General features: G+C 64.8%; 13 protein-coding genes. 8 read left to right on the top strand and 5 right to left on the bottom strand.

The annotated features are described in order from the left end of the window. Positions 1-21 precede the first annotated feature (21 nt). Positions 22-948 (bottom strand): LysR family transcriptional regulator, encoded by a 927-nt coding sequence (locus CR152_RS13655; protein WP_229413383.1) that lies wholly within the window; start codon positions 946-948, stop codon positions 22-24. A gap of 91 nt (positions 949-1,039) precedes the next feature. On the opposite strand from CR152_RS13655, the gene CR152_RS13650 reads away from it, so the two are divergent. Together CR152_RS13650 and CR152_RS13645 are read left to right on the top strand one after the other, a co-directional pair. Further along, on the top strand, positions 1,040-1,897 hold the full coding sequence (locus CR152_RS13650) for a phytanoyl-CoA dioxygenase family protein (RefSeq protein ID WP_229413382.1): 858 nt from the start codon (positions 1,040-1,042) through the stop codon (positions 1,895-1,897). A 3-nt stretch (positions 1,898-1,900) separates the two neighbouring features. Further along, complete coding sequence (locus CR152_RS13645) at positions 1,901-2,719, top strand: sugar phosphate isomerase/epimerase family protein (protein WP_099875393.1); 819 nt, start codon at positions 1,901-1,903, stop codon at positions 2,717-2,719. A gap of 11 nt (positions 2,720-2,730) precedes the next feature. Here the strand turns inward: CR152_RS13645 and CR152_RS13640 are convergent, their stop codons facing one another. Then, complete coding sequence (locus CR152_RS13640; protein WP_099875392.1) at positions 2,731-5,043, bottom strand: sensor histidine kinase; 2,313 nt, start codon at positions 5,041-5,043, stop codon at positions 2,731-2,733. Between the two features lie 379 nt (positions 5,044-5,422). Further along, positions 5,423-6,532 carry an HD-GYP domain-containing protein gene (locus CR152_RS13635; RefSeq protein WP_229413381.1) on the bottom strand — a complete coding sequence of 370 codons (1,110 nt, stop codon included), beginning with the start codon at positions 6,530-6,532 and terminating at the stop codon, positions 5,423-5,425. A gap of 173 nt (positions 6,533-6,705) precedes the next feature. On the opposite strand from CR152_RS13635, the gene CR152_RS13630 reads away from it, so the two are divergent. The 6 genes from CR152_RS13630 to CR152_RS13605 all read left to right on the top strand — a co-directional run bounded on the left by CR152_RS13630 (position 6,706) and on the right by CR152_RS13605 (position 16,207). Then, positions 6,706-9,048, top strand: coding sequence for a M1 family metallopeptidase (locus CR152_RS13630; RefSeq protein WP_099875391.1), 2,343 nt, complete (start codon positions 6,706-6,708; stop codon positions 9,046-9,048). 52 nt (positions 9,049-9,100) lie between these two features. Next, on the top strand, positions 9,101-11,470 hold the full coding sequence (locus CR152_RS13625; protein WP_099875390.1) for a M1 family metallopeptidase: 2,370 nt from the start codon (positions 9,101-9,103) through the stop codon (positions 11,468-11,470). Continuing rightward, on the top strand, positions 11,467-11,952 hold the full coding sequence (locus CR152_RS13620; RefSeq protein WP_099875389.1) for a DUF6702 family protein: 486 nt from the start codon (positions 11,467-11,469) through the stop codon (positions 11,950-11,952). Before CR152_RS13625 ends, CR152_RS13620 begins: the two co-directional genes overlap by 4 nt. 3 nt (positions 11,953-11,955) lie before the next feature. Beyond that, positions 11,956-13,968: a TonB-dependent receptor gene (locus CR152_RS13615; protein ID WP_099875388.1), complete on the top strand. Its 2,013-nt coding sequence runs from the start codon at positions 11,956-11,958 to the stop codon at positions 13,966-13,968. A 47-nt stretch (positions 13,969-14,015) separates the two neighbouring features. Next, the gene (locus tag CR152_RS13610; protein WP_099875387.1) at positions 14,016-14,768 is read left to right on the top strand and encodes a 2OG-Fe dioxygenase family protein; all 753 of its coding nucleotides are present in this window, start codon (positions 14,016-14,018) and stop codon (positions 14,766-14,768) included. 80 nt (positions 14,769-14,848) lie between these two features. Further along, entirely contained in the window at positions 14,849-16,207 is a 1,359-nt protein-coding gene (locus CR152_RS13605) for a hybrid sensor histidine kinase/response regulator (protein ID WP_099875386.1), read from the top strand. 284 nt (positions 16,208-16,491) lie between these two features. On the opposite strand, the gene CR152_RS13600 is transcribed toward CR152_RS13605, so the two are convergent. Together CR152_RS13600 and CR152_RS13595 are read right to left on the bottom strand one after the other, a co-directional pair. Continuing rightward, complete coding sequence (locus CR152_RS13600) at positions 16,492-17,724, bottom strand: DUF1501 domain-containing protein (RefSeq protein WP_099875385.1); 1,233 nt, start codon at positions 17,722-17,724, stop codon at positions 16,492-16,494. Between the two features lie 14 nt (positions 17,725-17,738). Continuing rightward, the gene (locus CR152_RS13595; protein WP_099875384.1) at positions 17,739-19,253 is read right to left on the bottom strand and encodes a DUF1800 domain-containing protein; all 1,515 of its coding nucleotides are present in this window, start codon (positions 19,251-19,253) and stop codon (positions 17,739-17,741) included. Positions 19,254-19,382: the final 129 nt, after the last annotated feature.

The following is a 19,382-nucleotide window of genomic DNA, read 5'->3' as shown; positions in this document are numbered from 1 at the left end:
GGGCATAACGCCGGGGCATAACTACAGAATGCCGGCGCGGGCCAGGGCCAGGTCCCACGGGGCGACGCGGTACTCCGCCACCAGGAAATCGACCAGCGCCCTGACCTTGGGCGATAGCTGGCGGCTGGCCGGGTACAGGGCCGACAGGTCGTTCAGCGGCAGCTCCCAGTCCGGCAGCACCGGCAGCAGCGCGCCATCGATCAGCTTTTGCCACGCCAGGAAGGTCGTGTTGTAGACGATGCCCAGGCCACGCTCGGCGGCCTGCTGCAGCACCAGTCCATTATTCGCCGTGAAGCCGGCGTTCACGCGCACCGTGCGCCGCTCGCTCCCGCGCGTGAAGTGCCAGCTGGTGCCGTCGGTCAGGTAGCTGAAGTGCAGGCACTGGTGAGCGAGCAGTGCTTCCGGCGTTTGCGGCATGCCCCACCTGGCCACATAATCCGGACTGGCGCACAGCACCCCGCGGCAAGGGGCCAGGCGGCGCATGGCCAGCCCGCTGCTGTCCGGGATGCCGCCCACGCGGATGGTCAGGTCGAAGCCGTGGCGGATCGGGTCGAGCAGCGCATCGTCGACGAACAGCGATGGCGTGAGCAGCGGATGGCGCAGGCTGAAACGCGCCACCGCATCGGCCAGCCACGCGCTGCCGAAACCGGACGGCGCCTGGATCCGCAGCGCCCCGGCCAGCTCGGCACCGGCGGGACTGATGGCGCGCGCCGCTTCGCGCGCCTGCTCCACCGTCGCCAGGCACGGCGCCAGATAGGCGTGGCCGGCGTCGGTGAGGCTCACTTCGCGGGTGGAACGGTGCAGCAGGCGCGCATCGAGCTTCGTCTCCAGCTGCATGATATGTTTGCTGACCATGGCGCGCGTGAGCCCCAGGCGGCGCCCGGCGGCCGAAAAGCTGCGCAGGCGCGCCACCTCGACAAAAATCTCCATTGCGCGCAATTGGTCCATGCGGCCGATTGTCAACCCGATGGCGACAATCTGTCAACCGATCCGCCAATTGCGGGGTTGCGGGGCCAACCCTACAATGGCAGCTTCCATCATGGCAGGAGCCACCTTCATGCTCAGCACCGAACAACGCAACCAGTTCCAGCGCGACGGCTACCTCGTCGTCCCCGGCTTCAAGACAATGGACGAGATTGCCCGGCTGCGCCAGCGCGCCGGCGAGATTGTCAACGAATTCGATCCAGCCCAGGGGCGCTCGATCTTCACCACGCGCGACCAGACCACCGCCACCGACGAGTATTTCCTGCGCTCGGACAACACCATCCGCTGCTTTTTTGAAGAAGAAGCGTTCGGTGCGGACGGCCAGCTGCGCCAGGAAAAAGCCCTGTCGATCAACAAGATCGGCCACGCGCTGCACGACCTCGACCCGGTGTTCGATGCCTTTTCGCGCGATGCGAAGCTGGCCGCGGTGGCACGCGGCCTGGGACTGAGCGAGCCCAAGGTGTGGCAATCGATGTACATCTTCAAGCAGCCCGGCATCGGCGGCGAAGTACGCTGGCACCAGGATGCGACCTTTTTCGAGACCACGCCGATCAGCGTGACGACCTTCTGGTTCGCGCTGGAAGACGCCACCATCGAGAATGGCTGCCTGTGGGTCGAACCGGGCGGCCACCGCGGTCCGCTGCGCGAGCGCTTCGTGCGCCACGGCGACGCCATCAAGATGGAAACGCTCGACACCATGCCGTGGCCGGACGACAGCACCGCCGTGCCGCTCGAAGCGAAAGCCGGCAGCCTGGTATGTTTTCACGGGCTGCTGCCGCACTACAGCGCGCCGAACCGCTCGCCCGTGTCGCGCCACGCCTACACCCTGCATGCGACCGATGGCGCAACCGTCTACTCGCCGCAGAACTGGATCCAGCGCGACGCCAGCTTTCCGGTGCGAGGCTTCGACTAGTTCATGGATATCCGCATCTTCGCCCCGCACTGGGGCAGCAACGACCTGGCCCCGGGCGTGTTCATCGAGCGCGTGAAGGCCGCCGGTTTCGATGGCATTGAAATGTCGCTGCCACTTGACGCCGGCCAGCGCGACGACTGGCGCGCACGCATCGCCGACGCCGGCCTGCTGCTCATCGCGCAGCAGTGGGAAACCGTGTTCCACCCGGAGTTCGAGGCGCACCGCGATGCGCTGGCGACCTACCTGGCCAATGCCTGCGCCGCGCGTCCGCTGTTCGTCAACACGCACACGGGCAAGGACTTTTATACGCACGAACAAAACCTGGAGCTGATCGCGCTGACCGGGAACATCGCGCGCGAACACGGCGTGCCGATCGTGCACGAGATCCACCGCAGCCGCTTTTCCGGCCACCCGATGCTGCTGCTGCCGTATCTGCGCGAGCTGCCCGATCTGGCCCTGACGGCCGACCTGTCGCACTGGTGCTGCGCGTGCGAGTCGCTGCTGGACGACCAGCCGGCCACGCTGGCGGCGACGCTGCCGCACGTGCGTCACATCCACGCGCGCGTCGGCCACGCGCAAGGGCCGCAGGTGAGCGACTTCCGCGCGCCACAGTTCGCCGCCGAGCTGGCGCGTCATCTTCAATGGTGGGACCGCATCGTCGCACTGCGCCGTGCGGCCGGTGCCGCCCTGATGACGATCACGCCCGAATTCGGGCCGGTGCCCTACACCCAGTGCATGCCGTTCAGCGGCGAGCCGCTTTCGGATGCGTGGGACCTGAACGTGGCGATGCTGCGGCTGCTCAGGGAACGCTACGCTGCCTGAAGCGGGCAGCTTTACATCAGCAGCAGGTTGACGTCGGCCGCCTCGCTCTCGCGGTTGGGCGCCTTGCGTGGAATGCGGACCGTCACGCTGGTGCCATGCTCGGGCGACGATTCGATCTCGATGCTCCCGCCCAGCATGCCGGTAACGATGTTGTACACGATGTTCATCCCCAGGCCCGAGCCGCCCTGCCCCATCTTGGTCGTGAAAAACGGATCGAACACCTGGTGCAGAATCTTGGGCGGCATGCCCACGCCATCGTCGCTGAAAATGAGCAGCAGCTGGTCGTCCTCGATCTCGCGCGCGGTGATCGTGATGAGCGCGCTCGGGCGCCCCTCGAACGCGTGCAGCAGCGCGTTGTTGATCAGGTTCGACAGCACCTGCCCCACGCTGCCCGGATAGGAATCAAGCAGCAGGGTGGCCGGGCCGTCCATGCGCGTTTCGCAGTTGGCGCGGCGCAGCTGCGCCGCGTACGTCGCCAGCGTATCGCGCACCAGATCGCACAGGTCGAAGCGGCGCCGCTGGTCGCTGGTCTGGTCCACCGCCACCTGCTTGAACGAGGTAATCAGGTCGCCCGCGCGGCGCAGCGAACTGGCCATGATGTCGCACGCCAGGCGCGTATCGGCCATGTGCGCTTCCAGCGCCGAGCGCTTGATGCCGCCGCCCGCGTACTTGCGCTCGAAGTCGGCCACCATGTCGGCCAGCGCGGTGGCGGTCAGCAGGCTGTTGCCGATCGGCGTATTGAGTTCGTGCGCGATGCCCGCCACGAGCGAGCCGAGCGACGCCATTTTCTCCGACGTGATCAGATTGGTCTGGGCCTGCTTGAGCGTGGCCAGCACCGTCGACAGGTCGCGGTGCGCGGTTTCGACGTTGGCCTTCTGCTGTTCGAGTTCGGCCAGGCTGTGTTCCAGGCCATCCTTGGCGTCGACCAGGGCCGCCTCGGTGTGTTTGCGGTCGCTGATATTCTGGATCACCCACACGCCGCCCTTGGTCAGGTCCGATGCGTCGAGCGCCTTGCCGTTGATCAGGCACCAGATCGTGCTGCCATCCTTGCGCAGCAGTTTCAGTTCGCCCTGCCAGCGCCGCGTCTGCGGATCGACCGCGAACGGATCGGCCGCGCCGGCCGCCGCGGGACGCGACAGCACCTGCGTCTGCTGGCCCGCCAGTTCGCCGGGCGCGTAGCCCATCATCTCCTCCATGCCGCGGTTGCAGCGCATGATCACGCCGTGCGAAAACAGCGCGATGCCGACGCTGGCACTGTCCTGGAAGGCGCGCTGCTCGTCGAGCGTCACGCGCAGCTGCTGCGCCAGGGTGCGGCTGCGGCGCGACGCGATCATCAGCGCCGCGATCAAGGTGCTGATCACCAGCCCGCCGGCGGCGATGACCATCACCGGCCGCACATCGCGGCTGTAACGGCTGCCGCTCAGCGCCTGGGAGCGAATCACCCACTGGCGCTGCGCCACGCTCAGGCGCGCCTCGGTCTGAAAACCCGGCAGCGGCGCCGCACCCATGCCGCTGGTATCGAACATCACGTTCGAGGCGGCGTAGGGGGCGTTGGCGCCGTCCGACACATTGCCGGCGTCGTGGATGCGAAACGCCATCTGGTTCAGGAGCGACGGATCGATCACCTCGTGCATCAGGTTCTTCACACGGAACACGATCGCCACCAGGCCCACCAGCGCGGCGCGCCGTTCGGCCACGGTCGTCAGGGGCATGTTCTGGCGGTACACTGGCGCGCGCGCCACGAAGCCGGGCTGGCCGGTGTCGTCCTGGACCAGGGTAATGCGCTCGGTGGCGACGATCTCGCCGCTGTCGCGCCCGGATTCGACTGCCGCCCGATGCGGCGGCAGCGCGGCCAGATCGAGGCCGAAGGCGTTCTCGTTGCCCTTGAGCGGCTCGGTGTATTCGATGATGAAATGTTCGGCGCGCGTCACCTTCGGATGCACAATGAACGCCGGATAGCCGACCGGAGAAAAGCGCGTATCGCTGTGCACAGACTCGGTGAAACGGGCCAGGTCGGCGGCCGGCACGTAGCGCACGAACTGAATCGCCTGGAAGCCCGGATAGCGCGTGGTCAGGTTCAGTTCGCGCACGAAGCGGGCGAACTGCTCGCGGTCGACCTTATCGTTGACGGCAAAGGCGCCCTTGATACTGAGCAGCATGTCGAAATAGGTTTGCAGGCGCACGTTGGTGTCGCTGGCGACCTTGTCGGCATCGCGCTGGAAGATGGCCGAGATGCGCGCCTGCTGCGCCTCGACCACGGCAACGCAAGTCCACATGGTCAGACAAATACCGACTACGAAGGCCAGGTATCCTTGAGTCCGCATCGGTTTGCTCCACGTTGTACCGAAGGCCGGGCGCGGCCCGGGTATGCGAATTGACTATAGCATATTGGCATGCGGAAATCGCACAACTGGCGCGGCCCAACAACACTTCCAGCCTCCCACAACGTCCTACAACAACCATCAAACCTCCTACAACCGGGGTCAGAGCTCTGACTCGAAACATTGCACTAGGACAGTCAGTTGCTAAACCGGGAAACCAGGGTCAAATCCGGTTTTTGCAACGATACGTGGGCAGCACGCGCAAATCGCATCGAAATTCACTCAGGTTTCTACCGGGCGCCCCTGAATTGCGGTCCCGCGAGCAACAAAAACGTTTCGAATCAGAGGTCTGACCCTGGTTAAGCAACAAAAAAGTTTCGAGTCAGAGCTCTGACCCCGGTTCAGGGGGAGGAAACTCGGCGGCGATGGCTTTGAAGCGCTCTTCGATGGCCAGCATCGCGTCGACCACGTCGGGATCGAAGTGCTCGCCGCGGCCCTGGCGGATCAGCTCGACCGCGGTTTCGTGCGTGAACGCCGGCCGGTAGGCGCGCGCGGTGATCAGCGCGTCGTACACGTCGGCCACCGCCATCAGCCGCGCCGACAGCGGAATCGCATCCCCCGCCAACCCTTCCGGGTAGCCCGAACCATCCCACTTTTCCTGGTGCGAATAGGCTATCTCGCGCGCGTAACGCAGAAAGCCATTGCTGCCGCCCAGCGTGCGCTCCACGCCGGCGATCGCATCGCGCCCATACACGGTGTGCAGTTTCATCAATTCGAATTCACTGTCGCTCAACTTGCCCGGCTTGAACAGCACCGCATCCGGCACGCCCACCTTGCCGATGTCGTGCAGCGGCGCCGCCTTGTGCAGCAGTGTGATATTTTCGTTGGTCAGTTCGGCCGTGCAGGCCGACACAAAACGCAGCTCGCACGCCAGCGCCATCACGTAATGTTGCGTGCGCAGCAGATGCTGGCCCACGCCAGGATCGCGCGACTCGGCCAGCACCGCCATCGCCAGCACCGTGGCATCCTGCATCAAGCCGGCGTCGCGCACGCGCTCGGACACCAGGTGCTCGAAGTGGCGGTGCTGGTCCCTGAGCATGGCGCCCGCCGCGCGCAGGCGCAACTGCGTGGCCACCCGCGCCAGCAGCGCCCCCGCCGTGAACGGCAGCTGCACCACGTCGGCCACACCGTCGCGCCACGCGCGCTCTTCCAGCTGCGCGTCGCCCTCGGGAACGAGCATGATGACCGGCGTTTCGGCACTGAGGACCTGGCACTTCAAGCCTTGAAACACGCGCATGCTGTCGGCGTCCGCCAGCGCGCCACCGAGCACGATCAGGTCCGGCCGCGGCGCCTGCTGGGCGATGCGCAGCCCATCCTCGCCGCTGCGCGCCAGGCGCACGTGGTAGCGTTCCTGCAGCAGCTCTTCCATCAGTACAAGGTTGTCAGATACGCCATCGACAATCAGGATGCTCGCCTTGAAGTTCATTTCCATTCCGCCTCGCCTCCCCGCGCATGAGCCGCAACAATCGGCCGCAATAATCGGCCTCAACAATCATAGCGCGCACCCGCGTGTATGTTTCAGGTTTTTTACAATTCCCTGAAACAATTGACTAATCGGTACGTTTAGAATACTTGCTCTTTTTCACGAGAAAAGTCAGAGACAACATGATCCGTATCCCGGTGAGCCTGGCAGCCTTGTTCTTCGTGTCGGGCATCGCCTCGGCCGCCGAACCGTTCGACGACAAGTTCCGCCAGCTCGAGGAAGTGCTGCCGACGCCGAACACGATCCGCAACGCCGCCGGCGCTCCCGGGCACGCCTACTGGCAGCAGCGCGCCGACTACACGATCCGCGCGCGCCTCGATGAAAACAAGCGCACCATCAGCGCGACCGAAACGGTCACGTACCACAACAACTCGCCCGACTCCCTGTCCTACCTGTGGGTGCAGCTGGACCAGAATATCTTCAAGCCCGACTCGGACGCGCGCACGTCGGCCACGGTGGCCTCGCGCGACGCCTGGGCCAAGGCGCGCAGCGACGAAGACGGCATGCGCTTCGATGGCATGCGCTCGCTGCTCGAAAGCCCCGGCTTCGAGGGCGGCTTCGCCATCGGCGCGGTCAAGGGCGCGGACGGCAAGCCGCTGCGCTACACGATCAACAAGACCATGATGCGGATCGACCTGCCGCAGCCGATGAAGCCGGGCGCGCGCCTGTCGTTCCACATCGATTTCAGCTTCAACATCAACGACGCCAAGGTTCAGGGCGGACGCACCGGCTACGAAAAATTCGACGACAAGAACGACCTGTTCGAAATCGCCCACTGGTTCCCGCGCATGGCGGCCTATTACGACGTGTATGGCTGGCAGCACAAGCAGTTCCTCGGTGCCGGCGAGTTTACGCTGGAATTTGGCGACTACGACGTGCAGCTGACCGTCCCGGCCGACCATATCGTGGCCAGCACGGGCGAACTGCAAAACCCGGGCGAGGTGCTGACCGCGACCCAGCGCGAGCGCCTGAAGAAGGCCCGCACCAGCAGCAAGCCGGTGATCATCGTCACCCAGCAGGAAGCCGAGGCGGCCGAGAAGTCGCGCGCCAGCGGCACCCGCACCTGGCACTACAAGGCCAAGAACGTGCGCGATTTCGCCTTCGCCAGCAGCCGCAAGTTCATTTGGGACGCGCAGGGCTACAAGAAGGGCGGCACCGACACGATGGCCATGTCGTACTACCCGAAAGAAGGCAACCCGCTGTGGGAAAAGTATTCGACCCAGGCGATCGTCCACACCATCGAACAGTACAACAAGTATTCGCTGGACTATCCGTATCCGGCGGCGATTTCGGTCAATGGCCCGATCGGGGGCATGGAGTATCCGATGATTTCGTTTAACGGTCCGCGTCCGACCAAGGACAAGAAGACCGGTGAACTGACCTACTCGAAACGCACCAAGTATGGCCTGATCGGCGTGATCATCCACGAGGTGGGACACAACTACTTCCCGATGATCGTCAACTCCGACGAGCGCCAGTGGACCTGGATGGACGAGGGCCTGAACACCTTCGTCCAGGGCCTGGCGCAGAACGCGTGGGAAGAGAACTATCCGAAGTCGCGCGGCGAAGCGCGCACCATCGTCGACTACATGCGCAGCCGCGACCAGGTACCGATCATGACCAACTCCGAGTCGCTGCTGCAGTTCGGGAACAACGCCTACGCCAAGCCGGCGGCAGCGCTGAACGTGCTGCGCGAAACGGTGCTCGGGCGCGAGCTGTTCGATTTCGCCTTCCGCGAGTATGCGCAGCGCTGGAAGTTCAAGCGCCCGACGCCGTCGGACTTTTTCCGCACCATGGAAGACGCTTCCGGCACGGACCTGGACTGGTTCTGGCGCGGCTGGTTCTACACCACCGACGCGGTCGACGTCAGTGTCGACGGCATCACCGAATATGGCGTGAGCACCAAGAATCCGGAGATCGAAAAAGCATGGAAAAAGGCGCAAAGGGATGCCGAGCCGGTGTCGGTGACGGCCCAGCGCGACAAGGGCACGCCGCGCCGCGTCGATGCGCATCCGGAACTGAAGGATTTCTACAACGAGCATGACGACTTCACGGTCACCAACAAGGACCGCAACAAGTACAGCGAGGCGGTCGAAGGCCTGGAGGACTGGGAGAAAGCGCTGCTCGCCAAAGGCAAGCATCTGTACCTGGTCGATTTTTCCAACCTGGGCGGGCTGGTGACGCCGCTGGTGCTGGAAATTGAACTCAAGTCCGGCAAAAAGTACATCGAGCGCATTCCCGCCGAAGTGTGGCGTTATTCGTCCAAGAAGATCACGAAGCTGATCGTCACCGATGAACCGATGGTGAGCCTGAACCAGGACCCGTACTGGGAAACGGCCGATATCGATAACAGCAACAACGCCTGGCCGCGCAAGATCACGCCATCGCGCCTGGAACTGTTCAAGACCGACCGCTTCAAGGACGACCTGATGAAGGACTTCAACACGCCGTTGAAAACCAAGTAGCACGGGTGGGCACGATCGCGTGCCCGCCTTCTTCGCACTGAATGACCGCACAATGTTCAACAAACACCTTTCGCTGGCCCTGGCCGCCTGCCTCGCCTGTACTATCGCGGCGGCCCAGCCTTTTGAGGACAAGTTCCGCCAGCTCGACGAGCTGTTGCCCACGCCCGGCATCACGCGCACCGCGTCCGGCGCGCCGGGCCACGCCTACTGGCAGCAGCGCGCCGACTACAAGCTGCGCGCCACGCTCGACGAAGCGAAGCGCCGCATCGACGGCGCCGGCACGGTCACGTACCACAACAATTCGCCCGACACGCTGTCCTACCTGTGGATGCAGCTGGACCAGAACATGTTCCGCGCCGATTCGGACAACCGCGCCATCGCCACCGTGCCGTCGCGCGAGGCGTGGGCCAAGGCGACCGAGGCGGACGGCGTGAAGTTCGAGGCGATGCGCTTCATCGTCGAGAGCCGCGCTTTCGACGGCGGCTTCCATATCACCGGCCTGACCGATGCCGGCGGCCAGCCGCTCAAGTACACGATCAACAAGACCATGATGCGGATCGACTTGCCGCAGCCGATGAAACCGGGCTCGCGCTTTTCGTTCAGGATGGCGTGGAATTTCAATATCCCGGAAATGAATGTACTGGGGCGCCGCTCCGGCTACGAAAAATTCGAGGAAGACAAGAACGACCTGTTCGAGGTCGCGCAGTGGTATCCGCGCATGGCGGCCTACTACGACGCGGCCGGGTGGCAAAACAAGCAGTACCTCGGCGACGGCGAATTCACGCTCGAATTTGGCGACTACGACATCGAACTGACTGTCCCGGCCGACCATATCGTCGCCAGCACGGGCGAGCTGCAGAACCCGGGCGATGTGCTGAGCGCGACTCAGCGCGAACGCCTGAAAAAGGCCCGCACCAGCAGCAAACCGGTGATCATCGTCACCCAGAAGGAAGCGGAAGCGGCCGAAAAGACGCGCAGCAGCGCCAGCAAGACCTGGCACTACAAGGCCGCCAACGTGCGCGATTTCGCCTTTGCCAGCAGCCGCAAATTCATCTGGGATGCGCAGGGCTACAAGAAGGGCGGCACCGACGTGATGGCGATGTCTTACTATCCCAAGGAAGGCAATCCGCTGTGGGAGCGCTATTCGACCCAGGCCATCGTCCACACCATCGAGCAGTACAACAAGTACGCCTTCGATTATCCGTATCCGATCGCGATTTCGGTCAACGGCCCGGTGGGCGGCATGGAATACCCGATGATTTCGTTTAACGGTCCGCGTCCGGTCAAGGACAAGAAGACCGGTGAACTGACCTACTCCAGGCGCACCAAGTATGGCCTGATCGGCGTGATCATCCATGAAGTGGGCCACAACTACTTCCCGATGATCGTCAACTCCGACGAGCGCCAGTGGACCTGGATGGACGAGGGCCTGAACAGCTTCCTGGAGTACCTGTCCGAACGCGCCTGGGAAGAAGACTTCCCCGACACGCGCGGCGATCCGCGCGCCATCGTCGACTACATGCGCAGCAAGAACCAGGTGCCGGTGATGACCAACTCGGAATCGGTTCTCCAGCGCGGCAACAACGCCTACGCCAAGCCGGCCACCGCGCTGATCGTGCTGCGCGAGACGGTACTCGGGCGCGAGCTGTTCGACTTCGCCTTCCGCGAGTACGCGCAGCGCTGGAAGTTCAAGCGCCCTACCCCAGCCGATTTTTTCCGCACCATGGAAGACGCTTCCGGCACGGACCTGGACTGGTTCTGGCGCGGCTGGTTCTACACCACCGACGCGGTCGACGTGAGCGTGGACGGCATCACCGAGTATGGCGTGAGCACCAGGAATCCGGAAATCGAGAAAGCCTGGAAAAAGGCGCGGAAGGATGCCGAGCCGGTGTCGGTGACGAGCCAGCGCGACAAGGGCACGCCGCGCCGTATCGATGCGCATCCGGAGCTCAAGGACTTCTACAACGAACATGACGACTTCACCGTCACCAACAAGGACCGCAATAAGTACAGCGAGTCGATCGAGGGCCTTGAAGACTGGGAAAAAGCACTGCTCGCGCAGGGCAAGCACCTGTACCTGGTCGACTTTTCCAACCTGGGCGGGCTGGTGACGCCGCTGGTGCTCGACATCGAACTCAAGTCCGGCAAAAAATACATCGAGCGCATTCCGGCCGAAGTGTGGCGCTATTCGTCGAAGAAGATCACGAAGCTGATCGTCACCGACGAACCGATGGTGGGCCTGACCCAGGACCCGTACTGGGAAACCGCCGACACGGACGTGAGCAACAACGCCTGGCCGCGCAAGATCACGCCATCGCGCCTGGAGCTGTTCAAGACCGACCGCACCAAGGATGACCTGATGAAGGACTTCAACGCACCGCTGAAACTCAAGGACGCCAAGGATAAAAAGGCGGCCCAATGATGCGGCGCCTCGCGCTCGGCGCGCTGCTGGCCTGCGCCTGCATGGGTGCGCAGGCGCACCGCTTCCACGCGGGGATCACCGACATCTCGTTCAACCCGGGCACCGGCAGCATTGAAGTGGTGCACACCTACATGGCGCACGATATCGAGGCGCTGCTGGCCAATCTGTACCAGCGCCAGTTCGACCTCTCCGACCCGCAGGACGAAGCGGTGCTGCGCAAGTACGTCGACAAGCAGTTCTACCTGCTGGCCGCCGACAAATCGCGCCTGCCGCTGCGCTGGGTCGGCGTGAGCACCAATGTGGAGAGCGTGGTGATCTATCAGGAAATTGAAAAGACGCCGCTGGCCAGCGCCGTGCGCGTGCACGATGAAGTCCTGTCCGACTTTTTGCCCGACCAGGTCAACACCGTCAATGTCAATCATGGCGGCAAAATCGGTACCCTCACCTTTGATCGCAGCAAAACAGAACAGCAGCTTCCCTGACCCATGCACCACACCTGCCGCCTCACCCCTCTCGCCATTTCCCTGATGCTGTGCCACCTGTCGGCGCGCGCCGACGACCTGGTGCTGCAGCGTGTTTTAATCGACGGCTCGCGCGCCAGCCAGCTGGGCATCGCCGATTCGGCCAATGCCGGCAGCGTCAATCAGAAGCAGCTCGAGATGCGCACCGTCTACCGTCCGGGCGAGCTGCTCGAAGCGGCGCCCGGGCTGGTCGCCACCCAGCACAGCGGCGAGGGCAAGGCCAACCAGTTCTTCCTGCGCGGCTTCAACCTCGATCACGGCACCGACCTGCGCACGACCGTCGACGACATGCCGGTCAACCAGCGCAGCCACGCGCATGGCCAGGGATGGACCGACCTGAATTTTTTGATTCCCGAACTGGCGGCGCGCCTGGACTACCGCAAAGGCCCGTACTCGGCGCGCGACGGCGACTTTGCCTCGGCCGGCGCTGCGGCCATCGCCTACGCCAACCGGCTGGCGCAATCGACCGCCAGCGCCAGCATCGGCCAGAACGGCTTTGCCAGGACCCTGTTGGCCGGCTCGCCCGACGCGCTTGCCGGCAACCTGCTATACGCGCTGGAAGTGCTGCATAACGACGGCCCGTTCACCCGTCCGGACAACTACCGCAAGGTCAACGCCGTGCTGCGCTACAGCCAGGGCTACGCCAACAACGGTTTCAGCATCAGCGCCATGGCGTACCGCGCCGGCTGGAACGCGACCGACCAGATTCCTCAGCGCGCCATCGATAGCGGCACGCTGGGACGCTTCGACGCCATCGACGACAGCGACGGCGGCCAGGCACGCCGCTACAGCGTGTCCGGTGTATGGCGCCGCACCGGAGCCGCCGAAGCATCGAAGGTCAACGCCTACGTCATCCGCAATCAGCTCGATCTGTACTCGAACTTCACCTACTTCCTCAACGATCCGGTCAACGGCGACCAGTTCAGCCAGCCGGACCGGCGCGTCACCAGCGGCGTCGACGCGACCCACACCTGGCATGGCCACGGCACCGGGACCAATGCCGACCTGACCATCGGCCTGCAGCTCCAGAACGACAACATCTTCAATGGCTTGCATAACACGCGCCGGCGCGAGCGCCTCTCCACCACCCGCGAAGACCACGTGGTTGAATCGAGTCTTGGCCTGTTCGCCGAACACCAGGTGCGCTGGAGCGACAAGCTGCGCAGCGTGACCGGACTGCGCGCCGATACCTACCGCTTTTCCGCGCGCGACGCCACCGGCTCCGCGCGCTCGCACGACCGCCAGCTCAGTCCATCGCTGAACCTGATCTTCGGTCCGTGGGCGCAAACCGAGTGGTATCTCAATGCCGGCAATGGCTTTCACAGTAACGATGCGCGCGGCACGGTGGACCGGGTCGCCCCGGCACCGGGCCTGGCGCGCACGCGTGGGCTGGAGGCGGGCGTACGCAGCGAGCTGCTGCCCAAACTGCAAAGCGCGCTGTCGCTGTACCGCCTCGACATCGACTCGGAACTGGTGTTCGTCGGCGACGCCGGCAACACCGAAGCCGGACCCGCAAGCCGGCGCACCGGCATCGAGCTGTCGAACTACTACAAGCCGTTCAAATGGCTCTCGCTCGACCTCGACCTGGCGTTCGCCAGGGCCCGCGCGCGCGGCGTCGCCACGGGCGAGGACCGCATCGCCGGCGCGGTCGAGGGCGTGGGCCAGTTCGCGCTGACGGTCGACCGTGGTCCCTGGTCCGGCGCGCTGCGCCTGCGCTACGTGGGCGCGCGCCCGCTCATCGAAGACAACAGCGTGCGCGCACCAGGCAGCACCACGATGAATGGCCGCATCGGCTACCGCATCGCCAGCGGCCTGCTGCTCGAGATCGAAGGCTTCAACCTGACCAACCGGCGCAATGCGGCCATCACCTACTATTATGAATCGCGCCTGCCAAACGAAAGCGAAGCGCGCCAGGACGTGCACTTCCACCCCATCGAATCGCGCTCGCTGCGCCTGACCCTTGTGAAGAAGTGGTAAAGGGGCCGCCCCTGACGGCTTGCGGCAAAAAATGCTACGCTATCGGAATGACAACACACGCGCCACCCTTTACCGATATCGCCCAGCTCACCGACGCGCTGCGCGGCAGCGGCTACGCCCTGCTGCGCCCCGCCGACGTGGCCACCCTGGCTGGCTGCAGCCTCGATGAACTCAATACCCTGGTCGCCAGCTGGGACCAGCTCGCGCCCGATAGCTACCTCAAGGACGGCGGCAATTACCGGCGCCGGCGCCACTCCTGCTTCATCCAGGATGGCGCCACGCTGACCCAGACCGCGCACCGCGCGCACTGGCAGCCGGTCGAATACAACGCGCTGCACGGCGGCATGCATCGCCTGTTCGAGCCGGTCGACCCGGCCACGGTGGCGCTGCCCGCGTGGGGCAAGCTGCTGCGCGCATTGGGCGACGCCTGCTCGCGCGTGCGTGCCGGCCATCCCTGGTATGTGGAAGCGCACCAGTTTCGCATCGATACGCTCGAAGGCATCGGCCGCCCTACCCCGGAAGGCGCGCACCGCGACGGCGTCGATTTCGTCGCCGTGCTGCTGGTCGGGCGCAGCCATATCAAGGGTGGCGAAACGCGCATTTTCCAGGCTGCGGGCCCGGACGGCAAGCGCTTCACCATGCTCGACCCGTGGACCCTGATCCTGCTCGACGACGCCACCGTCATTCACGAATCGACCCCGATCCAGCCCGACGGCGAGAACGGCCACCGCGACACCCTGGTGCTGACCTGGCGCACGGGAGGCTTCCAGGGCGACACGGAGCAAAGAACAGTGACATGATCGAGGCTGTAAATTTACCATGTTGCGCGACAAATCCGATATAGTCGTGTGAACGCAGCCGCCGTGCAAGGAGCCATGTTGTGGACTCGACGTACCAAATCCAGCCAGAAGAATTCGAGATACTGATCGTCGAAGACAGCCCGACCCAGGCCGAGCGCCTGCGACGTCTGATCCAGTCCAAGGCGTACCGGGTACGCGTGGCGCTCAACGGCCAGCTCGCCCTTGCCCTGATCCGCGAGCAAATGCCCGACCTGGTCCTGTCGGACATCATCATGCCCGAGATGGACGGCTACGAGTTATGCCGAACCATCAAGGCCGACCCTGCCCTGCGCGAGATCCCGGTCATCCTGGTGACGGCGCTGAACGACCCCAAGGACATCATCCGCGGCATCGAGTGCGGCGCCGACAATTTCGTGCGCAAGCCCTACGCCGAGGATTACCTGCTCAGCAGGATCAGCCACATGCTGCTCAACCTGCGCCTGCGCGAAGGGCCGCCGCAAGAGGTGGAAGCGGGCATCGCGCTTTACCTCGGCAACCAGAAGCACTTCATCAACGCCGGGCGCCAGCAAATTCTGGACCTGCTTATTTCGACCTACGAACAGGCGGTGCAGGTCAACAGCGAGCTGCAGGCGCGCGAGCGCCAGGTGATCGAACTGAATATGCGCCTGGCCCACCATGCGGCCGAACTGGAAACCATCAACCGCGAAATCGCGCTCAAGAATCTGGAGCTGGCCGAGGCAAGCCGCATGAAGTCCGCCTTCATCGCCAATATGTCGCACGAGCTGCGCACGCCGCTCAATGCCATCATCGGCTTTACCGGGGCGCTGCTGATGAAGCTTCCGGGGCCGCTCACGCCCGACCAGGACAAGCAGCTCAACACCATCCGGTCGAGCGCGCGCCACCTGCTCTCGCTGATCAACGACATTCTCGATGTCGCCAAGATCGAGGCCGGCAAGGTGACCCTGGCGCTGGAGCGGGTGCAGTGCCAGGACCTGCTGAACCATACGGCCGACACCCTGCGTCCGCTGGCGGCGCAAAAGGGGCTGGCGCTGTCGGTGGAATTGCCGGGCGAGGCGATCGTGATCGATTCGGACCGGCGTGCACTGACCCAGATCATTATCAACCTGGTTAATAATGCGATCAAGTTTACGGACCAGGGAACGGTGAAAGTAGCGCTTTCGCAACGGCTCGACGCGAGCCAGTTGCTCACGGAGTTCAGCGTGACCGACAGCGGGGCGGGCATCAAGCCGGAAGACCAGTCCAAGCTGTTCCAGGCATTTTCGCAGCTCGATTCGACCTCGACCCGGCATGCCGAGGGCGCGGGACTAGGGCTGTACCTGTGCCAGAACCTGGCCAATCTCCTCGGCGGCAACCTCTATTTCACCAGCGACTACGGCACCGGCAGCACCTTCACCCTCGCCCTGCGCGAAAAACGTTAAGGGTTGCATAACCGTAGATCCGTCATTCCCGCCTGTGCGGGAAGTCATTTCTAGCAATGGCAGAAATGACGGATTGCGGCGGGCGGTCAATAAAAAGGGAGGGGCAGGGTCCAACATTCCCCATCGATTCGCCTCCAACAAAAAAACGCCCGCTACCTTGACGGTGCGGGCGGCAATCCAATCTTCTGAGAAAACTGGAGGAGACAAACCCACTATATTCTTATTTATGGTGCACTGCAATACGGTATTTCTACTGTGTTGCCCTATGGATACAAATATTCTGCTCATGTCCAAAATAATTGAAACGCTGGCGCTTTGCGCGGCATGTCCGGGAACAAGCGCGCCAGTTGCCTGTCGGGTAAACCCAGGTGTTTTTCCGCCATTTGCGCCAGCACCGAGCGAAAATCGGTCGTCACCGGCAGGTCGCGTCCTTCGTTGAGCGCGTCGTCGCCCACGCCCTGCCAGTCGCCGTAGACCTTGCCGCCCGCAACCTTCCCGCCCAGCAGCCACATCGCGTTGCCATGCCCATGATCGGTGCCGGCGTTGCCGTTCTGGCGCGCAGTGCGGCCAAATTCCGACATCACGATGATGGTCGTGTGCGCGAACATGGGGCCAAGGCGCTGCGCCAGCGTGGCCAGCCCCAGTCCCAGCGGCGCAAGCCGGTTGGCCAGCTGGCCGGTCGCGGCGCCCTGGTTGGCATGCGTGTCCCACCCACCGAGCGCGATGAACGCGACCTGCATGCGCGGATCGCCCCGCATCAGGCCCGCCAGCCGCGCCGCATCGTCGGGAAAGCCATTGGGCAGCGGCGCCCCGTTGTCGGCGGCCTGCATCTCCTGGCTCATCGCCGCCTGCATGACTTCCTTGTGCGCGGCCCTGCCCTCGCCGTAGGCCCGCCCGAACCGCGCATGGCCGCCATAGAGCTGGTCGAACACGGCGCCCACCGCCGGGCGGTCGAGGACATCGGCACGGGTTCCGCCAGCGCCATTGGGCAGGTTGATGACCGGCGCCGCCCCGCTCAGGATGCGCGGCATCAGCGGGCCGATGCTCATCGCGCGGCTCGCCGTCGACTCCCCCGGCAGCGCCCCCACCAGCCGGTTCATCCAGCCGTCCGGGGTGCTTTTGCGCCCCGGCGTGGCGTTCTCCATATAGATCTGCGCGTCGAAGTGGGAACGGCTGTCGTCGGGCGAGCCGCTGGCGTGCACGAACGCGAGCTGCTTTTGCTGCCACAGCGGCAGCAACGGCGCGAGCGCGGGATGCAGGCCGAAGTAGCCGTCCAGGTCGAGCGCGCCGCCTTCCGCCCCCGGTAATTCGAGGCCGATGGTGGGGCGCAGGCGCCGGTAATTCGGGTCGCCCACCGGCGCCACCACGTTCAGGCCATCGACTGCGCCGCGCAGCATCACGACGATCAGTTTCTGGCGCGTGGCGCTCTCGCCGCTGGCGGCCCAGGCGCTGCGCCCGACCGGTACCAGCAGGCTCGCGCCCAGCGCCATCGAGGATAAAAAGTCTCTGCGTTGCATGGATGTTCCTTCGCTTAGCGCTGCATGAAATCGGGGCCGCCGAGCAGCATCGCCGCCCGCAGCGCGATGGGACTGGCCGCGACCATGTCCCGGGTGCGTGCCGATACGCTGGCGCCGAGCGTCGACTCGAGCTGCTGCGGATCGAGCGGCGCCGGCGTCACCGAACTGGCCGCCGGCAGCGGCGCCGGCTGCGCACCGGCCCCCAGCGGCAGGCGTCCCGCGCCGAGCGCCGTGGCGAATACGATGCGCCGGGTCAGCGCATGGGGATTCATCCAGGCCGCCTCGGTATTCTTGTAGCCATCCGGAGTCTGGCAGCCGTACAGCGGCATGCCGAGCTGGCTCATGGTCGCGAGCAGCGGCCCGATGTCGCCCAGCGGCGCGCCACTGGCGCGCGCCGCCGATACCACATATTGATACGGAGTCTTGAACTTGGCGCCGACGCTGGCCGGCGCCATGAATTCCTCGCTGGCGAACAGCACGCGCAGCACGGCGCGGATGTCGCCGTCACTGGCCTGCCAGCTGCGCGCCATGCGCTCGACCAGCGCCGGCGGCGGCTCGTCCTGAACGAAGTACTGGGCCAGCTTGTAGCTCAGGTGGCGCGCCGTGGCCGGATGGACGGCCAGCACGTCGAGCGCCATCTCGCCTTCGGCCTGGCCCTGCGCCGGCACCGCGCGTCCGAGCCAGGTCTTGGCGCCCTGGTCGTGGCGGCGCGGATCGAAGCGGAAGAGCTGGTCCTCGCCGATCAGGGCGCGCTGGTCGTAGGTCCAGCCGGTGAACATGCGCGCCAGTTCCGTCACGTCGCGCTGGGTGTAGCCGCCGTCGACGCCGAGCGTGTGCAGCTCCATCAGTTCGCGCGCGTAGTTTTCGTTCAGGCCGCGCGGCCTGCCCTTGACGCCCGCCCTGGCGCCGGCAGGGGCGGGAGCGGCCGACAGGTAGTTGTCGAGGTAGTACAGCATGGCCGGATGCCTGGCGGTGGCGCCGAGCAGCTGGCGGAAGGAGCCGAACACGTAGGGCCGGATCGCATCGCGCTCGTAGCTGGCAACCAGGGCCTGCACGCTTCCCTTGGAGGCGGCCACGTTGAAGTGGTTGAACCAGAAATCGACCATCACTTCTTCCAGCTGGCGCGGACTCTGGATGGCGCGCAGCAGGCGCGCTTCGGCTGTCTCGCGGGCGATGCGGGCCACCCGCGCGCGCCGCTGCGCCAGCGCGGCGGGCGCTTCGTCGCGCGCATTGCGGCGCGCTTCCTCGAATTCGCCCAAGGTCTTGCCGGCGCTGCGGTTGGGCGTTTCCAGGGCGGCCAGGCGCTCGTCCAGCGCGGCCGGCAAGGCAATCGCCGCCGGTTCGAGCTGGCTGTCGATATAGGCACGCACGCCGCCGCGGGTCACGCGCTCAAGGTCGCCCGGCGCGGGCCCGAAAGCGATCCGGTTGAGTACATGCGCGGCCGCCTGTGCCGGCGGCAGCGGCAGCGGGTCGGCGCGCGCCGTCACCAGCGTGGCGGCGGCGAACAGCACGAGCAAAGTCGGTTTCATGGGCGAGCCGATCGAAAAATGGCCGGGAACGTCCCCGCCTTAGAGGTATTGCGCCCGCCGCGGCGAAAAGTTCCCGTTAATTTACATGCAATATGGTCCACAATGTAACCCGAATGTAAAGTTGCGGCC

It is taken from the genome of Massilia violaceinigra (assembly GCF_002752675.1).
GTDB lineage: Bacteria > Pseudomonadota > Gammaproteobacteria > Burkholderiales > Burkholderiaceae_D > Telluria_A > Telluria_A violaceinigra.
This window is presented reverse-complemented; position numbering and strand designations above follow the sequence as displayed.